Origin of the sequence: Thermococcus sp. (assembly GCF_015523185.1) — an archaeon.
Taxonomy (GTDB): Archaea; Methanobacteriota_B; Thermococci; order Thermococcales; family Thermococcaceae; genus Thermococcus.
In genome coordinates this window covers 26967-45318 of the sequence record NZ_WAKV01000065.1, presented here as the reverse complement: position 1 = coordinate 45318, position 18352 = coordinate 26967, and the positions used below count along the sequence as shown (strand labels likewise).

Genomic DNA, 18352 nt, shown 5'->3' with positions numbered 1-18352 from the left:
TACTCCCACGCGCTTAACCGGGCGCCCTGGAGAACGGGTCTCGTCTCGTCCACCCAGAGGAGCTTCAGCGTTTCGTCCTTGTGCATTACCCTCAGCACAGCGCCAACAGTCCCGAGCTGGACCGTTGCAAGGCTTCCGGCGTTGCAGTGGGTCAAAACGTTTCCCTCTGGCAAAACTTCGGCGCCGTAATGGCCCATCCTGAGGTTCGCCTCAACGTCCTCGTCGGCAATCTTTTGGGCCTCGCTCACGATGAGCCTCTTTATCTCCTCCAGAGGACTCTCAAGGTTCTCCTCTACAAGCTTCCTAATCCTGTTGAGCGCCCAGAAGAGATTCACCGCTGTGGGTCTCGTGTTCTTGAGCCTGTCGTAAGCGGAATAAAAGCCGTCCATGAATTCGTCCTTCGTTTTAGCCTTCGTCGTGTCTGCGTAGAGCACCAAACCAAAGGCGGCAGAGGCTCCAATCGCTGGTGCACCTCGGACCTTCATTGTAACGATGGCTTCGGCAACCTCCTCAACGGTTCTCAGCTCAATCGTCTTGAATTCCCTTGGCAAAAGAGTCTGGTCAATCATGATGACCTTTCCCCTCTCGTAGCGAACGCTTCTGGGGAGTTTCGTGAGTTCCTCCGGCTTATACCTTACCTCCACAGCGACCACCCCAAAGGGTTTAAGGCATCAACTTAAAGCTCCTTCGGTGATAAAAATGGTCAGGGTTTTCGTAACCGGCCCGGCAGGGGTTGGAAAGACAACGCTCGTCGAGAGGGTCGCAAGAGAAGTTGAGCGCTGGGGTTACATCGTCGGTGGCATGATAACGCGGGAAGTACGCAGGGGTGGAAAGCGCGTTGGGTTCAGAATCACCGCCCTCGACACCGGCGAAGAGGGAACCTTGGCGAGCCTCCGCGGAACATCCCATCTGCCCGGAGTTCCCTTTGGAAAATACATCATCCACCTTGATGAGCTTGAGCGGGTCGGTGTTTCGGCGATAAGGCGCGCGTTAGTTGAGGCCGACCTGATAATCATCGACGAAATTGGCCCGATGGAGTACAAGAGCGACGAGTTCATCAAGGCCGTTGGAGAGGTTTTGAAATCGGAAAAGCCCCTCTTAGCGGTTGTCCATAGGAAAATGACGGAGAAGTTTAGACCCCTTGGGAGACTCCACGTTCTGAGCTTCGAGAACAGAAACAGAGAGTTCGGAATAATCCTCGATGAAATTATGAGGGAACTAAAGGCTAGAGGTTAAGGCTGTCCTTACAACTTTCACAAATCCATCTTTCCTGTCCCTCGATGTAGACCTTGTATAGGGGTCCGTACTGACCGCAGAGCTCGCAGATTCCATAAACCTCTGTCTCTTCGACTTCTTCCTCCTCTTCCTCGCTGTTCATAGCGTTCAACGCCGCGAGAAGGTCTGCGGCTGTAACGAAGCCCAAGGGCTTTCCAAGCCTCGTGACGAGGAGCCTTCTTATTCCCTTCTCCATCATCTTGTCTATCGCATCGCTTATGTCGTAGTCGTCCTCTATGGTTATTGGGTTTCTGGTCATAACTTCGCGGACCTTGACGGTTTTAGGGTCGCGTCCCTTGGCGACGACCTTGTCGAGGATGTCCCTGTCGGTTATAACCCCAACGATTTCCTCGTTTTCCACAACAACGGCGCTTCCGACCTTATGCCTTGAGAGTATCTTTGCGACTCTCTCTATGGTGTCGTCCGGTTTAACAATCACTGCCTTTCTCTTGACCACCTGTCCCACGGTCATCATTGGTGCTCACCTCACAGCGGGGGTTGGTTTGAGTTTCTTAAAAACGTTTCTTAACGAACCACCCAAGGGAAACCACTAGGGCAAAGGTCACTATGGCCAAAATTATCGGGATGTGACTTCCAGAGGGATACGAGCGACTTGCGGTCTCATTTGAGAGTGAGAAAACTCTTATTGTTTCAGTTTGGGTCCTTGAGCCCGTGTAGTGTTCTCTGAAGAGCCAGTAAACGAGTAGCGAAAGTCCCGTTGCAATGGAGAGGGTTATTACCCTTAACCTATCAAAGGTTGAAGTTTTCTCCCGTTTGGTCGGTCTTGGTAGTAGAAGAATCGGTCGGCTTGATGCCCGGTAGAGCTTCACCTCCTGCAGTCTCTTCCCGTACTTCTTCCCGGAAACCTCCACAAGGCCAACACGGAGGAGCTTGTCAAGGTGATACGAAACCGTTGACATCGGCATTTTCAGTTCGTTTGAAATTTCACTTATCGAGAGCTCCCGCTCGTGGAGAAGCCTTAGAATCGTCATAGCTTTATCGTTTGCAAGAACCTGAGCCAGTTCCTTGACCCTTTCATCGGTAACGTCTAGCGTATCGTACTTCAAGGGAGCCACCAGAAGATTTAAGTATTAATGCTATTAAGCTTTGCCAATAAACCCGAAGGAAAAGGAAAGGAATCAAATTCACGGCTTCTCGAGGATAATCTCGATGGTCGAGGTGTTGGCAGTCCTACCGTCAGCGGTCGGAAGCTCCTCGGTGCCTATCTTGATTTCCTTGACCCTGACCTCGGGGAGGAACCTGTTTCTGACGATCTCGGCGACGTCAACGGCCCTGCTGATGGCCCTACCGCGAGCCTTGATGCTAACCTCCTTGGCACCCTCATTGAATTGGGTGATAACGGCCAGGACGTAGTTCATAACCGGCTTCTTTCCGATGTAGACGACGTGCTCCTCAGCCATTTCTGGCACCTCCGGAAGTTTTGTCGTTAGGCTATCGCCGGGATGGGGTTAAATACTTTTCGGTTCTTATTGCAATCTTCCTCCTTAATGGTCGAACCGGCCTCAAAATCGCCCATTCAAACTCCAAAAATTAACGTTAAAATGTTAAAAGAAAACGTTTTAACATCTAAAATAATCAGAAAAATGGTGATTAACGTGGCGGTTCATCCGATTGACTACCGGTACGGGAGCGAAGAGATGAGGCGCATCTGGGACGAGGAGAACAAGCTTCAGAAGCTCCTTGACGTTGAGGCGGCTCTGGCGAGGGCACACGCAAAACTCGGCAACATACCTGAGGAGAGCGCCCGCGTTATATCTGAGAGGGCCAACACGAAGTGGGTAAAGCTCGAGAGGGTGAAGGAGATAGAGGCCGAGATACAACACGATATAATGGCAGTTGTCAAAGCTTTAAGTGAGGTCTGCGGCGAGCATGGCAAGTACGTTCACATCGGAGCGACTTCTAACGACATAATAGACACCGCCAACGCGCTCCTTATAAAGGAGAGTCTTGGGTTGATTGAAGGATATTTGAAGGAGCTCCGCAACGTTTTGATGGGGCTCGCTGAAGAGCATAAATACACCGTCTGCATCGGTAGAACACACGGCCAGCACGCGGTTCCGACAACTTATGGCATGAAGTTCGCCCTCTGGCTCGATGAGGTTCAGAGGCACCTCGAAAGATTGGAGGAGATTAAAAAGCGGGTTCTCATAGGCAAGATGAGAGGGGCAGTTGGAACCGCCGCGTCCTTTGGAGAGAGAGCACTTGAGCTTGAGAGACTCGTCATGGAGGACCTTGGGTTAAAGCCAGCCCTGATTACGAACCAGCTCGTCTCGAGAGACCTCTACGCGGAGCTAGTGACGTTTCTGGCGTTGGTTGCGTCAACGCTCGACAAGATAGGCCTTGAGATTAGGAACCTCCAGAGGACGGAAATCCTCGAGGTGAGTGAACCCTTCGGCGAGAAGCAGGTTGGCTCGTCAACGATGCCCCACAAGAGGAATCCTGTAAGAACCGAGAAGGTGTGCGGTCTGGCAAGGGTTATCTACTCCAACGTTGTCCCCGCTTTGCTCAACAATCCTCTGTGGCACGAGAGGGATTTAACGAACTCTTCGGTTGAGAGGGTTATTCTCCCCGAGAGCTTTGTCCTGCTCGATGAGATGTTCAGGGTTACTATCGAGGTTCTTAAAGGGTTGGAGTTCTTCCCTGAGAATATAAAAAGGAATCTCTATCTTACGAGGAATCTCATAATGGCCGAACCGCTGATGCTCAAGCTTGCTGAGAAGGGTATGGGGAGACAGGAGGCACATGAGCTCGTTAGACAGCTTGCAATGAAGGCGTTTAGGGAAGGAAGGGACTTCCTTGAGGTCGTTAGAGAGAGTAAGGAAGTTAGAAGGTACTTAAGCGAGAAAGATTTGGCCTCCCTGAAGCCGGAGGATTATATTGGTGTCGCTCCTGAGATAGTGGACAACGTGCTTCGCTATGTCCGCGAGTGTTCTCTCTGATTTTTTCAGTTTTTATTACCAACTCTCTTGATTTTTGAGAGAGTATTTATTATTTATAGTATTAATTTATAAGCCTATTTTTCATAAAAATTATATTTCTAAATTTTAGTTTTTGTTAAACTAAGTCTAATTTTATATTTTATTTAATTTTTAAAACTAAACTAAAACTTTTTGTTATTTAAAATGTGCAATTATAAAAAATTTTATAAAACTCAAAAAATCTACTATCTTAAATAAGAATATTGGAGAGATTCGTGGAATGTTAGTAATATACCTCTGTGGGCCAAACTGACAAATATACCTAAATTAAGCCCATATAAATCTCGATTTTTTCTATTACAATTTATCGTAGTTAGTCGTGTGGAAAGTCACGTTTACAGGTAAATTTGTGGGGCATGCACTTAACGGCGCTAATATATATTGGCCGGACTTTTATTCCAAATCCCTAATAGCTTCAACTTAGTTTTAATAAGGCGCCTTATAATGAACAACTTTATACTTAAAAATTAGATATAATGTATCTTATATCTCAAATTAATGACTTAAAATGTGCATTAACAATTATGAGAAGTATGAGAACCTAATAAGAATAAAAACTTAACTTCCTGCTTGAGGTTTAGATTGGCCAGTTTTTAGTTGGTTTTTTCATTGATGCTAACTCTCCCTTGTGTTATCTGGGGACGTTTCATACGTGCATAGAGCGATAATTAGCCCCCGTTCGAATAATCATGAAAACAGTATTAACAGTGTGTTTCTATCCACAATAATCCCCTCAACTCACTTCATCACTGTTGCAACTCTCTAGGGGGTCTTAGTGGATGTTTGTACTCATTTTGACGAGGGTTTACTTTACAATCTAGTATATTTTTCAGAATTTTTACTTATTTATTTAGTATTTTTATTTTTATTTGTAATTTTGTTTTATTATTCATAAAAATTTATAAAACAAACTATATTTGAAGTTCAATTTTAACAATATCATATATTAAATTAACTATATCTTATACAAGTAAAAACTCACCCAAAAATCTGAGAGATAAATCCAGCACGGAATTAGGATAACCTAAAAATAAAACTTCAATTATATCCCTTTTAATCCCCAAGAAGACCCCCCTCTATTTAGAATTCCTGAATTCGAACAGTTATCTATCTTCTCCAGGTCCCCTTGGGACCTCATTTCCCTGAGGAAGGATTATCAGCTCCCTCCCCTCAACGAGCATCTGGGCAACCTTCTTTCGGGCCGAATTCAAAGCCCTCCAAACGGTGCCCCTAGAAACACCCATTCTTTTTCCTGCCTCCTCCTGGGTTAGGCCCTCGTAATCAACGAGCCTTAGGGCTTCAAACTCCTCATACGTCATAAATATCGGGGGTTTTGGCTGAGTAATCGGAGGGAGTGCAGGATAGAAGTGCCTGACCTGAGGAATGAAGCCAATCATTCTCATCTTTCGTCTCCTTCCCCTTCCGCGTCTCCATCCGGGTCCTCCCATAGGCATTTCCAGTCCTCCTTTTGCCCCAATTTGTCCAGTTAGGGTTATAACCTTAACGGGAAAACGGCAAAGGGTGAGAGTATGTTCAGGCTGGTGGAGAGGAAGATAGGCTGGCACAAAGACTTCGATAGTTCGCACTTTCTTGCCCTGCCATACGAGAGCAAATGCCTCAGGATACACGGCCACACCTACAACGTTGACGTGGAGATATGGGGTGAACTGAACGAGAACGGCATGATATTCGACTTCAACCACCTTAGCAACCTCGTGAAGCTCCTCGACCACCGGATTCTAGTCAGCGAGGGGTGGATTGTCCGGAAAAGCGGGGACAGGGTTATAGTCGAGAAGAACGGCAAGAAGATAGAGCTCCCCGAAGATGAAGTCGTAATCCTAGACAAGCCCAATGTGACAGCAGAATACATAGCAGAGTGGTTCGCGGAGAGGATAGTCGAGAAGGCAGGAGAAAACGTGAAAAAAATCCTGGTCAAAGTTTGGGAGGACCCGAGGAGCTACGCTGAGGTCATTCTTGAGCGTTAGTTTTTTCCATTATCTTTTTTTCAATTCGTTGACTCTCTCAAGGAGTTCGTAATAATAATCTTCATCAAACTTCTCTGAGGCTTCCCTTGTGAGGTTCTCCATAAGCTTTGTGTATGCGAGGGCTATGTCTTTGTCCTCGTGTTCGGCGATAAGGGGCAACATGCTAACGAGATAGCCAATGAAGGATCCCAAAACTCTGTTCCAGTCCTTTCCAAGGCCGTTCTCGATGAGCCAGCCCTTAAGTGTTAGGAAAACTTTTATCGTCGGCTTCACAACGCTGTAATCCTCAAAGCGGCGGTACCTGATTAGGAGATACTGAAGTAGTGAGAGGAGAACCCGTCCAACAGCATCTTTTCCCACGGTACTTTCGGCAAACCTTTCAAACTCAGGGAGACCTTTTTTCCCGCTCTCAAGGAATGCTTTCAGGAGGTTCGGATACGGTGGGGAGTATTGCTCGAAGTCAACCTCGCCGAGTTCCTCAAGCTCGGGAAGTATTGCCATAATCGCCCCTTTAACCTCCATCGAACCACCCAAAGCGTTAAATTGTTGCGCTCTTATTAGCTTTGGGGTGGAAACATGGAGTTTGAACCGGGTAGGGTCTTTCTTTTAAGAGCCCCTGAGGGGGTTGACCTGCTCGACTTTGTGAACGGTTTCGCCGAAAAGAACGGGATAAAAACCGCTATAGTTAAGGGCATTGGCTCACTCAGAAACCCGGTGGTTGGGTATTATTCCGAGGAGATTAAAGCCTACAAGAGAATCGAGCTCTTTGGGACGTTTGAACTGCTGACACTCCTAGGCAATGTCAGCATCAAGGATGGGAAACCCTTTGCACACCTGCACGTTACCCTTGGAAACGCGAACGGCAACGTCTTTGGCGGGCACCTCATGAAGGGGGAGGTCTTTGTTGCGGAGCTCTACGTCCAGGAGCTCGTTGGGGAGCCGCTGGTAAGGAAGGAGAGGGGGAACAACCTCAGTCTCTGGGACGAAGAACCTTTGTGAACCTTTTCCATATTAATGTGTAGTGCCATGCAATGATGCCGAAGACCCCTACGAACTCGGCGGGTGCAACCCCCTCAAAGTGGTTCCTTGCCCACGTTGCCATAATCCAGCCGGTGATGAAGAGCACGATGCTGAATACTGCCAAGTCTCTCTCCTCAGATAGACCCATTCCAATTCCGGCAATAAGAAATCCGACGCTTGAAACAACGAAGAAGCCCCAGCTGACGTAGTAGTGTGGTGAATTTCCTCCGGGAAGATGCCGATTAGCGCGAGGAAGCCAAGGCCAACGATGAAGATGACAACGCCTGCTCGCTCAACAGAATTCCGAATTTCTGCCAGAAGACCAATCGCGTAGTAAATCGCCAAAACCGTCGAGAGTGTAAGGCGGTATTGAGGACCCAGTTGGGATTGAGGCCAAGCCTTCTGAGGTCGCTTATCGCGTTTTCCGTGAGGTGCCATCAGGAGCGGTTCAGGAAAATCCCCGCTCCAATTTCCGCTAGCTGGCCCCTTTCTCATCGCTACCACTCGGGATAAAGCTGGAGGGATAGAAAAGAGTTGTGTCTATTCCTCGTAGAAGGTCTCGTAGTGCTGGACGTACTTCTCCTTTTCGAGGAGGAATTCATCGTCTTCGGGATAGTACTAGGCCAGCTCGGGGTTCTCGCCGGCGAACTTTTTGATGACCTCCCACGAGTCCCAGATGGTAACCAAGAGGAAGTGGATTTCGTTTTTCACGTCCCTTCTCGTGAAGTAGAGCTTTAAAAGTCCATCAACCGAGCTGTAGTCGGGAACGGCCTTCTCGATGAGAAATCTCTCATAGGCGTCGCCCTTCTCCCTCGGAACGCGACCGTGCCAGAGCCTCATAATCGGCATGATATCACCTCAGAGGGGTTTGTAACAGACTATAAAAGGTTGTCCTTTTAAGACCCTGACAATATTCCTCAGTGTTGAGGTGAACTCTGGAGCCTCAAGGCAAAGCTCGCCAGAAGGTTCGTCTACACGGTCTTTCTGGACGTGAGAAAAATTCGCAGACGTAAAGCCTGTTTTTGAGAACTCACCGGACTCTTCAGAGGGCCGGCTCGTGTCGGAGGTGGTCGCGTTATACGGGAAACACGGAGTTCACATCCTCAAGATGCTCATCGTCTTGACAGGGCCGTGCTCTTTGAAAACGCCATCGTGTTGATAGGCGAGATGAGGAAGAGCGAAATCTCAAAGCCCAGGCGTTAGGGCGGGTATAGAGGTGTGGAGAACCTATTATACCCTCACCAGAGGGGCCTACAAGATGGCGGGATGGCTGGGGGAGAGGGGTATAATGCTCAGCCGGACTTGGCAGTGGGAGAGAGCACGAATTTCCTCTTACTAGCCCAGAAAGCGGGTTTAGGACACATAGGAAAGCACGTACTTCTGATAACCCCCGAGCATGGACCGAGCGTGAGGATCACCGCGGTTTATACCGACCTTAAGTTCCCTTACACAGACGACGGGGCGAAAGAACACGGGTGAATCCCGGACTTCTCCGACCACTTCAACGTCTGTGTTAGGCCTGCCTGGCTCAGGCAATCTATCTAAAGCCTTAAAAATCCTTGAGAATTGGGCAGAGGTGCACGTGGACTACAAAAAGTGCGCCGTGACCTTCTCAAGAACCTTCGGCTGTTTGGTCTGTGTGAAGGAGTGCACGTTTACAAAAAGCGACTACGACAGAATAAAGCGGGCCTATGAAAAGATATTCCATACCCAAAAAAGAATTTAATGACAAGTTACCACAAGATTTATAACCACTTGGGTGAAATAGGGAAATGTTTAAGTTAGCCTGATAAATAAAAAGGAAAGTAAATTCCCATGGGGGATGATATATGGACGCTGTGATCTCGCTAATCTCTGTGCTCGTCTGGATCCCTATGGTAGTGTGGATCAACGATTGGATCCACGGCAAGATCAATAGTGGACTAGGTCGGAAAGAAGACATCAATCACGGCATGGTCATATTGAAATGATCCCAAGGAGGGACTTTTTTGGAATTTGTCATTATACTAGGTGGGTTAGTGTTGTTTATATTCATTGTTGTAGCTTATACAAAACTTGACATTCTTTTGCCAGTGATGTATGTATTTGTTGAGGTGGGGATTGGGTGGGCAAGTTTTATTAGCGTTTATTATTTGGAACATAACATAGTCTTCACAAATAATATATTCATAACTCTATATTCAATTGTCTGGGGTCTCTCTCTTTTTACAGTTTTTCTGATTAAATGGGTTAAGTACAAGCATCTCTTTGGTACTCCTATTTTAGAGCTACTCGAGATTTCTAAGGTTTATTTTCCCTACAATATATTGCTCTTTATCTTCTCTTCTCCGTTACTACTTATAGGTACTTTGCTCCTTTTTAAAATATCCTCTCGGGATCTTATAGTATCAACTTTCCTTTTTTCATTTGGCCTTTTGCTAGCTTTATTGGACAATACTCTAAAATCTATGGAGAGCTATCCTCTAGCCCATATAGAGAAGGTATTCCAGACGTTAATTCCTGAGATATTGACATTAAAAGATCACATTGTCATCGGAGGGTATGGAAATGTTGGTAAAAGTATTTCAGAGAGATTGCTCCATCTCTTGTATCTCTCAAAATCGGATGAGGAGATAAAAGAGGAACAAAAAAAGGTAAAATGGTTTTGGCTTTATGACGGGGAGAGGTTAAATCTTAGAAGATTTTTCCCTTACCTTATAATTGTTGACAAAGAGCATCATAAATGGGACTACAAGACCGAAAATCCCCAGTTAGGGACTGTCGGCCTTGAGGAAATCATCCCCATATGGGGTGAACGAATTTATGTGCCTATCCTGAGTTCGAACCTAAGAAGTGATAATGTTTGGAATCTACTGAATTTAGAAAAATCTAAGGCTATTATACAAACATTTGGGGATAAAGAAATTGAAAATTATCTACTTCAGAAACATTCATCTTCGTTTGTTGTTGTTCGAGCGTCAAATTCGACATCTTACTCTGAAGTTTCTCAAAGGGAACTTGAGGGAAAGGTTTTAAGATTTTATCCTCCATCAGAGCTTAGTAACCTTTTGATGAGGAGAATTTATGCAGCTATTGCCAATATTGCTCAAACGGAAAACAAATATGTTATCTTTTTTATAGGTAGTGGACCAGAATTATATTATTCATTGAAAGCATGGGACAAGCTACAACGAGAACCTTTGATTAGGTCTCTAATTGAGGATGACGATAATGAGTACTTACATAATGTTGTTGTTTTAACTCACGACCCATTTATTATTGAAAACTCTAATAAATTATCTTGTCTAAGAAAAAAACGAAGAAAACACCAAGATCCTGCATTAATAGTGCCTGATAACATACTATGCTCCCTAAGACAAGAAAGTGGTGATTCTTTTATCAGAGAAAGGTTGTATGAGTTCTATTTGCCAATTAGACATGAACAACACAATAGAGGAGAGTTTAAAAAGGTGCTTACAGTAAACGTCTCTCCTGAGCTTTTGTTTAGAACACTGACTCATCTTCTTAATAAACTAAAATCAGAAAATGAAGATATAGTTCCAATATTCGTAGTGATTGGCAAGGAGGGATCTACTGAAGCATCATGCATTGAGCTTTTTAAAGCATTGTCAGCATTGTATGGGAATTCAAATAATAAAAACTACTGGATTATTGCACCTTACTTCTTTCAGCACGAGTTTGAGAGATTGCTCGAAAGTGCAAAAGCCAATGATATTAACCTCATGAGGCTTCATCTTTTCCAGCCATATAAAACTATTAGAGAGGGGGTTTCAAACCTTGTCGGGTAAATATGTGAAGTTCCGCTTAGTTGCGTGCGTGAAAGACAAACCGGGAACTTTATACTCACTTCTTGATTATTTTGAGAATGGAATTAGTGTTGAAGATAACGAAAGAACTCGAAAATTAGGGGAGATATTAACAAAAGTTTTAAGTAATCATAAAGATAAAGAGGGCAGTCAGAAAATAAAATTTAAGTCCCAAGCAAATATAGATGATAAGTCACAGGTGTATCTAGATATAAAGTATATCACCGTTGAGACTTGTGAGCGGTTTGGATACTCAGAAGCTACAATATTTGATTCGCCAACAAATCGCTTAGTCTCTCTTCGTCCGAGGGCTAGATTCCACGCTATCATTGAGCTAAAAATAGAGAACAAAAAAGAAAAGAGTGTGGAAAGAACTAACGACCAAAAAACCGAAAGGACAGCAGATGAAAACTCCATAGAAAAAAAGAGTAAGGATGATGATAATATCCTCAGTGTCATGGAGATCACTGCATGCCTTGATAGGGAAAATACACTTAAAGCTATTATAGGGCTTATAAATCTTCTAAAAATCGAAAATGTGACAATACCATCTAATAAAAGGGGCTTTATAAATAGGTATCTGGCTGTGGCCTATGATGATGTAGAAAGGCCCGTCTCCTCAGCTCCGTATAAAATTGATAACTCTAGTGAAGTTAAGTGCCCTAAGATGGGAACATGCCCCTTATCACGATTGGAGAATTCACCTGAAATCAATCAAAGTAGCATAGATATGTTAACTGTTAAGGATATAATGTACATTAGAGATCACGGATGTTACACCACGGAAAATACCTTACTTGAACTGATTGGCATAGGAGAATATACAGGCACTCAAAATAAAAATGACTATGGTGACATTCCAATAAATGCGGTGGTAATTACTATTCATTATCATGATCTTAACAAAGCTGAGAAGTTTAAATTTAATCTCACTAGATATTTAAATAATATTATCGAGAATTGGAAACAAAAAAATAGGGAAAACGGCAGAACAGAAGCGCTTTATTATCTCTCCTCGGATCAAAATGGAGATAGTGTCAAAAGGCTATATTTATTAAAATGGACTCACACCTGCGAGTATTACCCATGTTACATCGTCCGCAGTTTCAAGCCAGTAGTAGAACTCTCAAGGGGCGGGGGTGCTCATAATGAAAATGAATAATAACTCATCATCTCAGTCATATGTAGAGAAAATGTTAGGGGGTATTACTAGGGACAGTGCTAAGATCCCACGCAATATTTTTTCAGTTTTAAATTTGTACGGGGCTATTGTGCCATATAGTTTCATTATTTTGCTTATATATCCAAAGTGTCAATCATTTATTAAGTCATTTGTTTCCAGTTTTTCCATTGCTCCATCTTTAATTTATCTGCCTTGTATTTTCTTGGGCTATTTTTTGTTCTCCAGATTATTTTTTATTCCAATAATTGGGCATACAAGGAAAATTGTTAAGTTTACCCTAGTGATAATGTTTGTAACCAGCATTCTTGCACTCTATAAAATTTTCTCGCTTTTTCTTCCACTGGTATTTATAACGATTATGAGCTATGCAATATTTCTTCTCGCATTTCTAATGTTCAAAGAAAGAGGAATTTTGGATTTTGGGAGTTTGATTATATTTTATAATGTCACACTGCCCATCTTTTCAAGAGAATTTCATAGATGGCTGCTATTTGAAGGGGGGATTATTTATCCTATAGTCAGTCTTTTGAAATACCTAGGCCTAATTAGGAATAACGACAAACCGATATCTAAATATTTATGGAGTATAATAGAATTTTTCGCAGTTACTATATTCTGGATAATTTCAATCTCGTACTTGTCAGAGACTACTTTAGTCGTTCTTGCAAATCTTGGAGAAAATATGTCGTTAATAGGATCAGTGGATATATCATATTCAGATATGATATCCTCGATAGCAGTAATAGTTGTTATGGAAATAGTTGTGTATTACCTTAGCATTAATAGGATTTTAAAGAAATCCCTAGAGATCATGAAAAACAATCTCTGGATTGATATATCTCTTGGGGAAAGCAAGTTACATAAGAAACTTAGTGAGTATTTAACGGGTGTCATTACTTCTCTGTATTCAATTGTACTACTGGGCAAGGGGAATGAAGAAAAAGACGATACCTCAGTGATTTTAGTATTTTTACACCTTCTTGGCACAACATATGAGGTAATATGTAGAAATGTCAAGTGTGTATGTGAAAATAAGAAGAATAAGGCAACAGAAGTAAGGGAAAGTAGAGTCTTTTTGTACGCATTTCATGAGTTTATAAAAATCCCTCTTATTATTGAGAAAGATAGTGACTGGAAAGATGAAATAAATATGATAGAAGGAATACTTAAAGACCAAAAAATGGAAAAAGCAGGTTATATCTCGTCTCTTAGAAAAGATATCTTGTATCCAGACTCAGTTAAATCGTGGATTGAAATAAAATATAAAATTTATTACAAGGAAGAACAAAATCCCGAAACAAAAGCAAAAGTTCGGCAAAACTTTAGAACACCGAGTTAAGCCTTCCACCGTCAACCGGAATCATGGCGCCGTTTATGTAGCTTCCCAGCTCGCTCGCGAGGAATGCCACGAGGTAGCCTATCTCCTCAGGCTCGCCAAGCCTCCCGAGGGGTATCGGCTTCGCGTAATCCTCAAGGGCTTTCTCAACGGTCTTCCCTTCCCTTTCGGCCCTGTCCTTGGCCAGCTGTATCATCCTGTCGGTTCTTATTATGCCCGGCATTATTCCGTTAACGGTTATCCCCTTTGGTCCGAGCTCCTTGGCGAGCGTTCTAACGAGGCCGGCCATCGAAATCCTGACGACGTTGCTGAGGGCTATGTTCGGAATAGGCTCCTTTATGGCCACGCTCGTGGAGTATATTATCCTGCCAAAGCCCTTTCTCTCCATGGCCGGAACGAGGGCCTTTGTCAGGTAGACCGCGGGGTAAAGGAGTAACTTAACAGCCCCTTCCCAGTCCTCCATGTCCATCTCCATGAAGTAACCGGGCTTTGGCCCGCCGGTGGAGAAGAAAAAGATATCCGGCTCACCTATGTTTTTGAGCTCTCTCACCGTTCTCTCAAGGTCTTTGCGCTTTGTAAGGTCGGCGACTATGTAGTGAACCTCAACGTCGCTCTCAGCCTTTATCTTCTCCCTCGCCTTTCTCAGGTTTTCCTCGTTCCTAGAGAGCAGAATTACGTCTGCACCAGCCTTTGCGAGAACCCTGGCTACGCCGAAGCCTATGCCCTTGCTTGATGCAGTTGTGAAGGCCAGCTTTCCAGAGAGGTCTATCCCAATCATCCGGGCCACCCTTAGTAATTCGGTCATGAAATAAAAAACCTTTGGGGCGGACGTTTGACATTGGGTTTAACAGGAGGAAGTCAAAATTCCCGCCAAAAACCTTAAATAAAAGGTCAGTTTTGCATATTCAAGGGAAATCCAATGAAGAAGTTTCCGGCGTATCTCGCTTCTTGGGTGGACATTGAAAGATGGGCTAAGGAAGGGGCCTGGAAGGTTCTGGAGGATGGATGGAGGCCGGACGTTATAGTCGGCCTCGCCCGCGGTGGATGGGTTCCGGCAAGGCTCTACTGCGACTATCTTGGCGTTAAGGACCTGGTGAGCCTCAAGGTCGAGCACTGGGGCGTTACTGCAACACCGGACGGCAAGGCCAGGCTTAAGTACGGTAGCAACTATAATCTGGAGGGCAAGAGGGTTCTCATTGTCGATGATATCAGCGACACCGGTGAAAGCCTAACCCTCGCGAAGAACTACGTGGAGAACCAAAAACCTGATGAGATAAGAACCGCGACGCTACTCACAATCAAGGGCTCGCGCTTTAAGCCGGACTACTTCGGTGAGGAGATAGACTGGGCTTGGATAGTCTTTCCCTGGAACTTCGTCGAGGACATGATTAACCTGGTAAACAACATCCTTGAGGAGAAGGAAGCGGTTTCTACCGACGAAATAGTCGAGCTCTTCAGGGAACTCCATGGTATGGACGTGCCAAAGGGAAAGCTCGAGGAGGCCCTCAGAATTGCGGAGAGGAGGAAAGTTTTTAAGTTCCGCGACGGGAAATGGCGCAAAGCCTGAGGTGTTTGAATGGACAGGAAAAAGAAAGTTCAGGAAATCAGGAACCACAGCGTCTATGCGCGGGAAATCTACGACATGCACAGCGAGAGTATAGACAACATCATCAACAACTACGAAAGTTTGAAAGAGGACTACCTCAATGACCACTCTCGGGCGAGAATCGTTCGAATAGTCTTCAACGAGGACAACGGCCTCCCTCTAGCGATAGAGTTCAACAGGAAGGACGACTCCTTCAAGGGCTTCACGATAGCCATCGGTAAGCCCCACATAAAGAGCGATAACCTCGGGGAAAGGAAAGGAAGAAGTCAGGAAGAAACCGGCTGAACGTAGAACCCCAGCTCTATCCCTTCTTTACTCCATATCTCGTAACTGCTGAGGTAGTAGGTCGGGTTCTCGAAGAGTGCCGTCAGGTTCCTGTTCTCGCCAGCAACCCAGACTAGGTAGTTGTCCTCGTTGTATGGATTCCTGATGGCCATTAAAACGCTCGTCCCGGAAACGTTCTTCAGGCTTCCAACGGCGACGGTAACGTTTCCGTAAGTTTTTTCAATGTGCTGTTCTCCCCAAGGAGGAGGAAGCTCGTGACGTTCCTAGCGTGGGTTAAAACCCACTCTCCATTGACCTTCTCAAATCGGAGAGGAAACTTTTCGTCGAGTTCATTTACAAGCCGGTTCGAGACCGGGCCACCGACGAGTACGATAACTCCCCGAGGTCGGACTCCGTAACGTTCACGTCCGGTTTCACAACGACATTTACCGGCGACGTCCACTGGGAGTAGAACTTCTCAAGGTTCTCCGCTATTCTTTTAGCAGTTTCTCTGTCCTTCTCTGTCCCGCTCGGGTCGGGATTGGCCGTTCCGTAGACGACCACAACCCTGCCGAGTTCAGCCCCCCTGTCGAAGGCCCTCAGGGGCGTAACCGGAACTTCCCTCGAATAAACCTCGCTGACGTTTTCTGGTGACGCAAATTTCCTCATCTCGTCGAGGATTTTCCAGACGTAGTCTGAGAAGGGCTTTCCAGTTTTCCTGCTCAGGCTTTGAATAGTAGGCCGTTCTGTTGAGGAGCCACTCAACCCAGAACTCACCCCAGGCCTTCTGCATGTTGATTGCCGGGAGGGTGTAGTTCTCGTTTACGTGACTTATCGCGTAGTTCTCCCAGGCGTCGGCAAGCCCTCGTAGAGCATTCCAGTTCTGCTCCAGAAGTGCATGTCATACCTGCTGAGGTAGGGCATGTCTTCCCTAATTGCGTCGACGAAGTAGGTAAGGCTGGTCAGGTTCGGGTACGAGTAGATTTCCGGGACAGTGACGTCATGTCCGAGCTCGTGGTAGACGAAGCCGAGGTAAAGGAGCTCGTTTAGGTTTTCGCCCACGACGTAGTCCCCGTTGAGGGGCAGGCCGAACATGGTGTCTCTCGCCGTTTTATAGCTCCAGAGGGTTCTCTGGGGAGTTCTCCTCACGAGGGGAAGCATCTCACCGGCACCCCAGATTTCCGTGCCGTTGATTTTAGGGCTGAAGCTGTGGCCGTGGACTGCGACGAGATATGGATGAAGGAGCTCGTAGGTAACGTCGTGAACCCCAGCGCTTCTGCCCATGAACTCATCGGGAGGAAGTGTTCTGAGGGCATTTTCATAAATCCTCAGGTCTCCAGCGTAGTAGTTCTCATGGGCCCTGTAAAAGGATGTGAAATTAGTTTCTCTCGCGAACTCCCTGAGGGCTGGGAGAAAAGTGTCCTCAAACCACGGGTAGTTGAGTTGCGTTAAGGGTTCAATCTCGGGGGGATTAGAGCAGAGCAAAAGGTAGTACTCAAGGTTCATAAGCAGTAGTCCCTTTCGGGAACGTTTCTCGCCTGAGACATGTATATCTTCAGGAGTAACACCGCCCTTGAGTCTCTGAACTTTTCGAAGTGCTCCTCGACATCGGCCAGATAGCTTTCCCTGTTTATGACGAAGGTGTCGTTTCCAAAGGCGAGGTAGTAGACTATTCCAAGCAGTTCGGCATTTGGGTTTATTTCAACGCTGACGTTGGGAGTTACCCTGAGTGCAGCCGTTCCGGGGGCTCCAAGTGACGTCGCAAAAATCGCCAGATTACCCATGCGAGGAATCTTTTTATGACTCTACCCAGTAGTAGTAAATGGAATGGGTTATAAGGGTTGCGGGGGAGGTTTAAAAGGCGAACATCGAGAAGAATTAGGGTGACCTAAGATGAGGAAGGTGTTGATAATAATTGCCCTGCTGATGCTTGGCCTCGTTCCAGCGAACGGCGTCTTGGCAGAAAAAAGCGTTACAGTTGTTACTACAATAGCCCCGATAGCCTCAATAGTTCAGGAGGCGTTCCCGGGCGTAAACGTCGAAGTTATAGTTCCTCCGGGTGTTGACCCCCATGACTATCAGCTGACCGCGAAGCAGGTCGAGTTGTTGTCCCGGGCAGAGGTTATAGTGACCACGGGCGGACACCTGCCGGTTGAGAAAAGGATTGCCGAGCTTGAAAAAGAAAGAACGATAACAGGGAAGGTCCTCTTCGTGGATGACTACATGAAATACGGCTTTCACTATGCAACGGAATACTGGTATCACAACAAGGACAACCCACACGGCGTCTGGCTCGACCCATACAACGCCATAGCCATAGCAGAAGCAACCGAAAAAGCGCTGATTGAAGTTGACCCGGCGAACGCGCAGACTTATCAAAGGGACTTCGAAAAGTTCAGGGAGAGGGTTCTGGCAATAGTTGAGGCCTACAAGTCCCTCGCACCAAAAAACGCCACCGCTGTAATTCAGATGCCTCCCGATGAGTACGCCCTTGATTGGCTCGGGATAAAGGCTATATCGTCCATAAAACCTGAGGAAGAGGTCCCGGCGATAGGAGTTGACCAGCTCGTCCCGACGGCAGAGAAGAGCTCGCTTATAGTCTACGGCTCCGACAGCCCGGAACAGCTTAAAAAAGCCTCTATTGAACTTGCCCAAAAGAGCGGAAAGCCCTTGGCGGAGATAACGGTCTTCTGGAACTCCGGAAACTACACTGAATGGCTGGTAAAGAACACCGCTTCGATACTCAGGGCAATATCGACCTCAAAGAATGTGGAAAAGCCGGAAAAAAGTGAAAATACTTCAGTTACCTACGCTCTTCTCGCCCTTGTTACGGGTGTTGTTCTGGGGACCGCCCTTGGGGTGATATTGAAAAAATGAA

24 protein-coding genes and 2 pseudogenes are annotated in these 18352 nt (G+C 45.8%); 13 read left to right on the top strand and 13 right to left on the bottom strand.

The window, feature by feature from the left end; translation table 11 throughout:
* Positions 1-644, bottom strand: a pseudogene (locus F7B33_RS07675) (S-methyl-5-thioribose-1-phosphate isomerase); the annotation flags it as partial.
* 55 nt (positions 645-699) lie between these two features.
* On the opposite strand from F7B33_RS07675, the gene F7B33_RS07670 reads away from it, so the two are divergent.
* Entirely contained in the window at positions 700-1236 is a 537-nt protein-coding gene (locus tag F7B33_RS07670) for an NTPase (protein ID WP_297074023.1), read from the top strand.
* Here F7B33_RS07670 and F7B33_RS07665 read toward each other — a convergent pair.
* The 3 genes from F7B33_RS07665 to albA all read right to left on the bottom strand — a co-directional run bounded on the left by F7B33_RS07665 (position 1226) and on the right by albA (position 2696).
* Positions 1226-1750, bottom strand: a complete 525-nt coding sequence (locus F7B33_RS07665; RefSeq protein WP_297062300.1) for a CBS domain-containing protein — start codon at positions 1748-1750, stop codon at positions 1226-1228. The two genes, F7B33_RS07670 and F7B33_RS07665, sit on opposite strands and share 11 nt — an antisense overlap.
* A 37-nt stretch (positions 1751-1787) precedes the next feature.
* The gene (locus F7B33_RS07660; protein ID WP_366927527.1) at positions 1788-2351 is read right to left on the bottom strand and encodes a winged helix-turn-helix domain-containing protein; all 564 of its coding nucleotides are present in this window, start codon (positions 2349-2351) and stop codon (positions 1788-1790) included.
* A 69-nt stretch (positions 2352-2420) separates the two neighbouring features.
* Positions 2421-2696 carry a DNA-binding protein Alba gene (gene albA / locus F7B33_RS07655; protein ID WP_013467275.1) on the bottom strand — a complete coding sequence of 92 codons (276 nt, stop codon included), beginning with the start codon at positions 2694-2696 and terminating at the stop codon, positions 2421-2423.
* A gap of 195 nt (positions 2697-2891) precedes the next feature.
* Here albA and purB point away from each other — a divergent pair, with 195 nt between their 5' ends.
* On the top strand, positions 2892-4235 hold the full coding sequence (gene purB / locus F7B33_RS07650) for an adenylosuccinate lyase (RefSeq protein ID WP_297074021.1): 1344 nt from the start codon (positions 2892-2894) through the stop codon (positions 4233-4235).
* Between the two features lie 1142 nt (positions 4236-5377).
* On the opposite strand, the gene F7B33_RS07645 is transcribed toward purB, so the two are convergent.
* Positions 5378-5728 (bottom strand): DUF134 domain-containing protein, encoded by a 351-nt coding sequence (locus F7B33_RS07645; RefSeq protein WP_297062214.1) that lies wholly within the window; start codon positions 5726-5728, stop codon positions 5378-5380.
* A gap of 75 nt (positions 5729-5803) precedes the next feature.
* Here F7B33_RS07645 and F7B33_RS07640 point away from each other — a divergent pair, with 75 nt between their 5' ends.
* Positions 5804-6259, top strand: coding sequence for a 6-carboxytetrahydropterin synthase (locus F7B33_RS07640; protein ID WP_297074019.1), 456 nt, complete (start codon positions 5804-5806; stop codon positions 6257-6259).
* 9 nt (positions 6260-6268) lie between these two features.
* Here the strand turns inward: F7B33_RS07640 and F7B33_RS07635 are convergent, their stop codons facing one another.
* Positions 6269-6781 carry a hypothetical protein gene (locus F7B33_RS07635; protein ID WP_297074018.1) on the bottom strand — a complete coding sequence of 171 codons (513 nt, stop codon included), beginning with the start codon at positions 6779-6781 and terminating at the stop codon, positions 6269-6271.
* A 54-nt stretch (positions 6782-6835) separates the two neighbouring features.
* Here F7B33_RS07635 and F7B33_RS07630 point away from each other — a divergent pair, with 54 nt between their 5' ends.
* Positions 6836-7258 carry a PPC domain-containing DNA-binding protein gene (locus F7B33_RS07630; protein ID WP_297074016.1) on the top strand — a complete coding sequence of 141 codons (423 nt, stop codon included), beginning with the start codon at positions 6836-6838 and terminating at the stop codon, positions 7256-7258.
* A 32-nt stretch (positions 7259-7290) separates the two neighbouring features.
* The gene (locus F7B33_RS07625; protein ID WP_297074015.1) at positions 7291-7488 is read left to right on the top strand and encodes a hypothetical protein; all 198 of its coding nucleotides are present in this window, start codon (positions 7291-7293) and stop codon (positions 7486-7488) included.
* Positions 7489-7519: 31 nt separating this feature from the next.
* Here the strand turns inward: F7B33_RS07625 and F7B33_RS10230 are convergent.
* Together F7B33_RS10230 and F7B33_RS07620 are read right to left on the bottom strand one after the other, a co-directional pair.
* Positions 7520-7717, bottom strand: a pseudogene (locus tag F7B33_RS10230) (hypothetical protein); the annotation flags it as partial.
* Positions 7718-7897: 180 nt separating this feature from the next.
* Positions 7898-8128 carry an antibiotic biosynthesis monooxygenase gene (locus tag F7B33_RS07620; RefSeq protein ID WP_297074014.1) on the bottom strand — a complete coding sequence of 77 codons (231 nt, stop codon included), beginning with the start codon at positions 8126-8128 and terminating at the stop codon, positions 7898-7900.
* Between the two features lie 417 nt (positions 8129-8545).
* On the opposite strand from F7B33_RS07620, the gene F7B33_RS07615 reads away from it, so the two are divergent.
* The 5 genes from F7B33_RS07615 (at position 8546) to F7B33_RS07595 (ending at position 13607) form a co-directional block, all read left to right on the top strand.
* The gene (locus F7B33_RS07615; protein ID WP_297074012.1) at positions 8546-8758 is read left to right on the top strand and encodes a hypothetical protein; all 213 of its coding nucleotides are present in this window, start codon (positions 8546-8548) and stop codon (positions 8756-8758) included.
* Positions 8759-8855: 97 nt separating this feature from the next.
* On the top strand, positions 8856-9005 hold the full coding sequence (locus tag F7B33_RS07610) for a hypothetical protein (protein ID WP_297074011.1): 150 nt from the start codon (positions 8856-8858) through the stop codon (positions 9003-9005).
* Between the two features lie 292 nt (positions 9006-9297).
* Positions 9298-11067 carry a hypothetical protein gene (locus F7B33_RS07605; protein ID WP_297074009.1) on the top strand — a complete coding sequence of 590 codons (1770 nt, stop codon included), beginning with the start codon at positions 9298-9300 and terminating at the stop codon, positions 11065-11067.
* Between the two features lie 28 nt (positions 11068-11095).
* Complete coding sequence (locus tag F7B33_RS07600; protein WP_297074008.1) at positions 11096-12247, top strand: hypothetical protein; 1152 nt, start codon at positions 11096-11098, stop codon at positions 12245-12247.
* A complete protein-coding gene (locus F7B33_RS07595) occupies positions 12225-13607 on the top strand; it encodes a hypothetical protein (protein WP_297074007.1) in 1383 nt (460 codons plus the stop codon). Before F7B33_RS07600 ends, F7B33_RS07595 begins: the two co-directional genes overlap by 23 nt.
* Here F7B33_RS07595 and F7B33_RS07590 read toward each other — a convergent pair.
* The gene (locus F7B33_RS07590; protein WP_297074020.1) at positions 13591-14382 is read right to left on the bottom strand and encodes an SDR family oxidoreductase; all 792 of its coding nucleotides are present in this window, start codon (positions 14380-14382) and stop codon (positions 13591-13593) included. The two genes, F7B33_RS07595 and F7B33_RS07590, sit on opposite strands and share 17 nt — an antisense overlap.
* Positions 14383-14523: 141 nt before the next feature.
* Here F7B33_RS07590 and F7B33_RS07585 point away from each other — a divergent pair, with 141 nt between their 5' ends.
* Both F7B33_RS07585 and F7B33_RS07580 read left to right on the top strand, forming a co-directional pair.
* A complete protein-coding gene (locus F7B33_RS07585) occupies positions 14524-15171 on the top strand; it encodes a phosphoribosyltransferase (RefSeq protein ID WP_297063837.1) in 648 nt (215 codons plus the stop codon).
* A 9-nt stretch (positions 15172-15180) separates the two neighbouring features.
* Positions 15181-15495 carry a hypothetical protein gene (locus tag F7B33_RS07580; protein WP_297063839.1) on the top strand — a complete coding sequence of 105 codons (315 nt, stop codon included), beginning with the start codon at positions 15181-15183 and terminating at the stop codon, positions 15493-15495.
* Here the strand turns inward: F7B33_RS07580 and F7B33_RS07575 are convergent.
* The 4 genes from F7B33_RS07575 to F7B33_RS07560 form a co-directional block, all read right to left on the bottom strand.
* Positions 15477-15647 carry a hypothetical protein gene (locus F7B33_RS07575; protein WP_297063841.1) on the bottom strand — a complete coding sequence of 57 codons (171 nt, stop codon included), beginning with the start codon at positions 15645-15647 and terminating at the stop codon, positions 15477-15479. The genes F7B33_RS07580 and F7B33_RS07575 overlap by 19 nt on opposite strands.
* 181 nt (positions 15648-15828) lie before the next feature.
* A complete protein-coding gene (locus F7B33_RS07570; RefSeq protein ID WP_297074006.1) occupies positions 15829-16239 on the bottom strand; it encodes a hypothetical protein in 411 nt (136 codons plus the stop codon).
* Between the two features lie 66 nt (positions 16240-16305).
* Positions 16306-16980, bottom strand: coding sequence for a hypothetical protein (locus F7B33_RS07565; RefSeq protein WP_297074005.1), 675 nt, complete (start codon positions 16978-16980; stop codon positions 16306-16308).
* Positions 16977-17258 carry a hypothetical protein gene (locus F7B33_RS07560; RefSeq protein ID WP_297063845.1) on the bottom strand — a complete coding sequence of 94 codons (282 nt, stop codon included), beginning with the start codon at positions 17256-17258 and terminating at the stop codon, positions 16977-16979. Before F7B33_RS07560 ends, F7B33_RS07565 begins: the two co-directional genes overlap by 4 nt.
* Positions 17259-17367: 109 nt before the next feature.
* Here F7B33_RS07560 and F7B33_RS07555 point away from each other — a divergent pair, with 109 nt between their 5' ends.
* Positions 17368-18351, top strand: a complete 984-nt coding sequence (locus F7B33_RS07555) for a zinc ABC transporter substrate-binding protein (protein ID WP_297074004.1) — start codon at positions 17368-17370, stop codon at positions 18349-18351.
* Position 18352 lies beyond the last annotated feature (1 nt).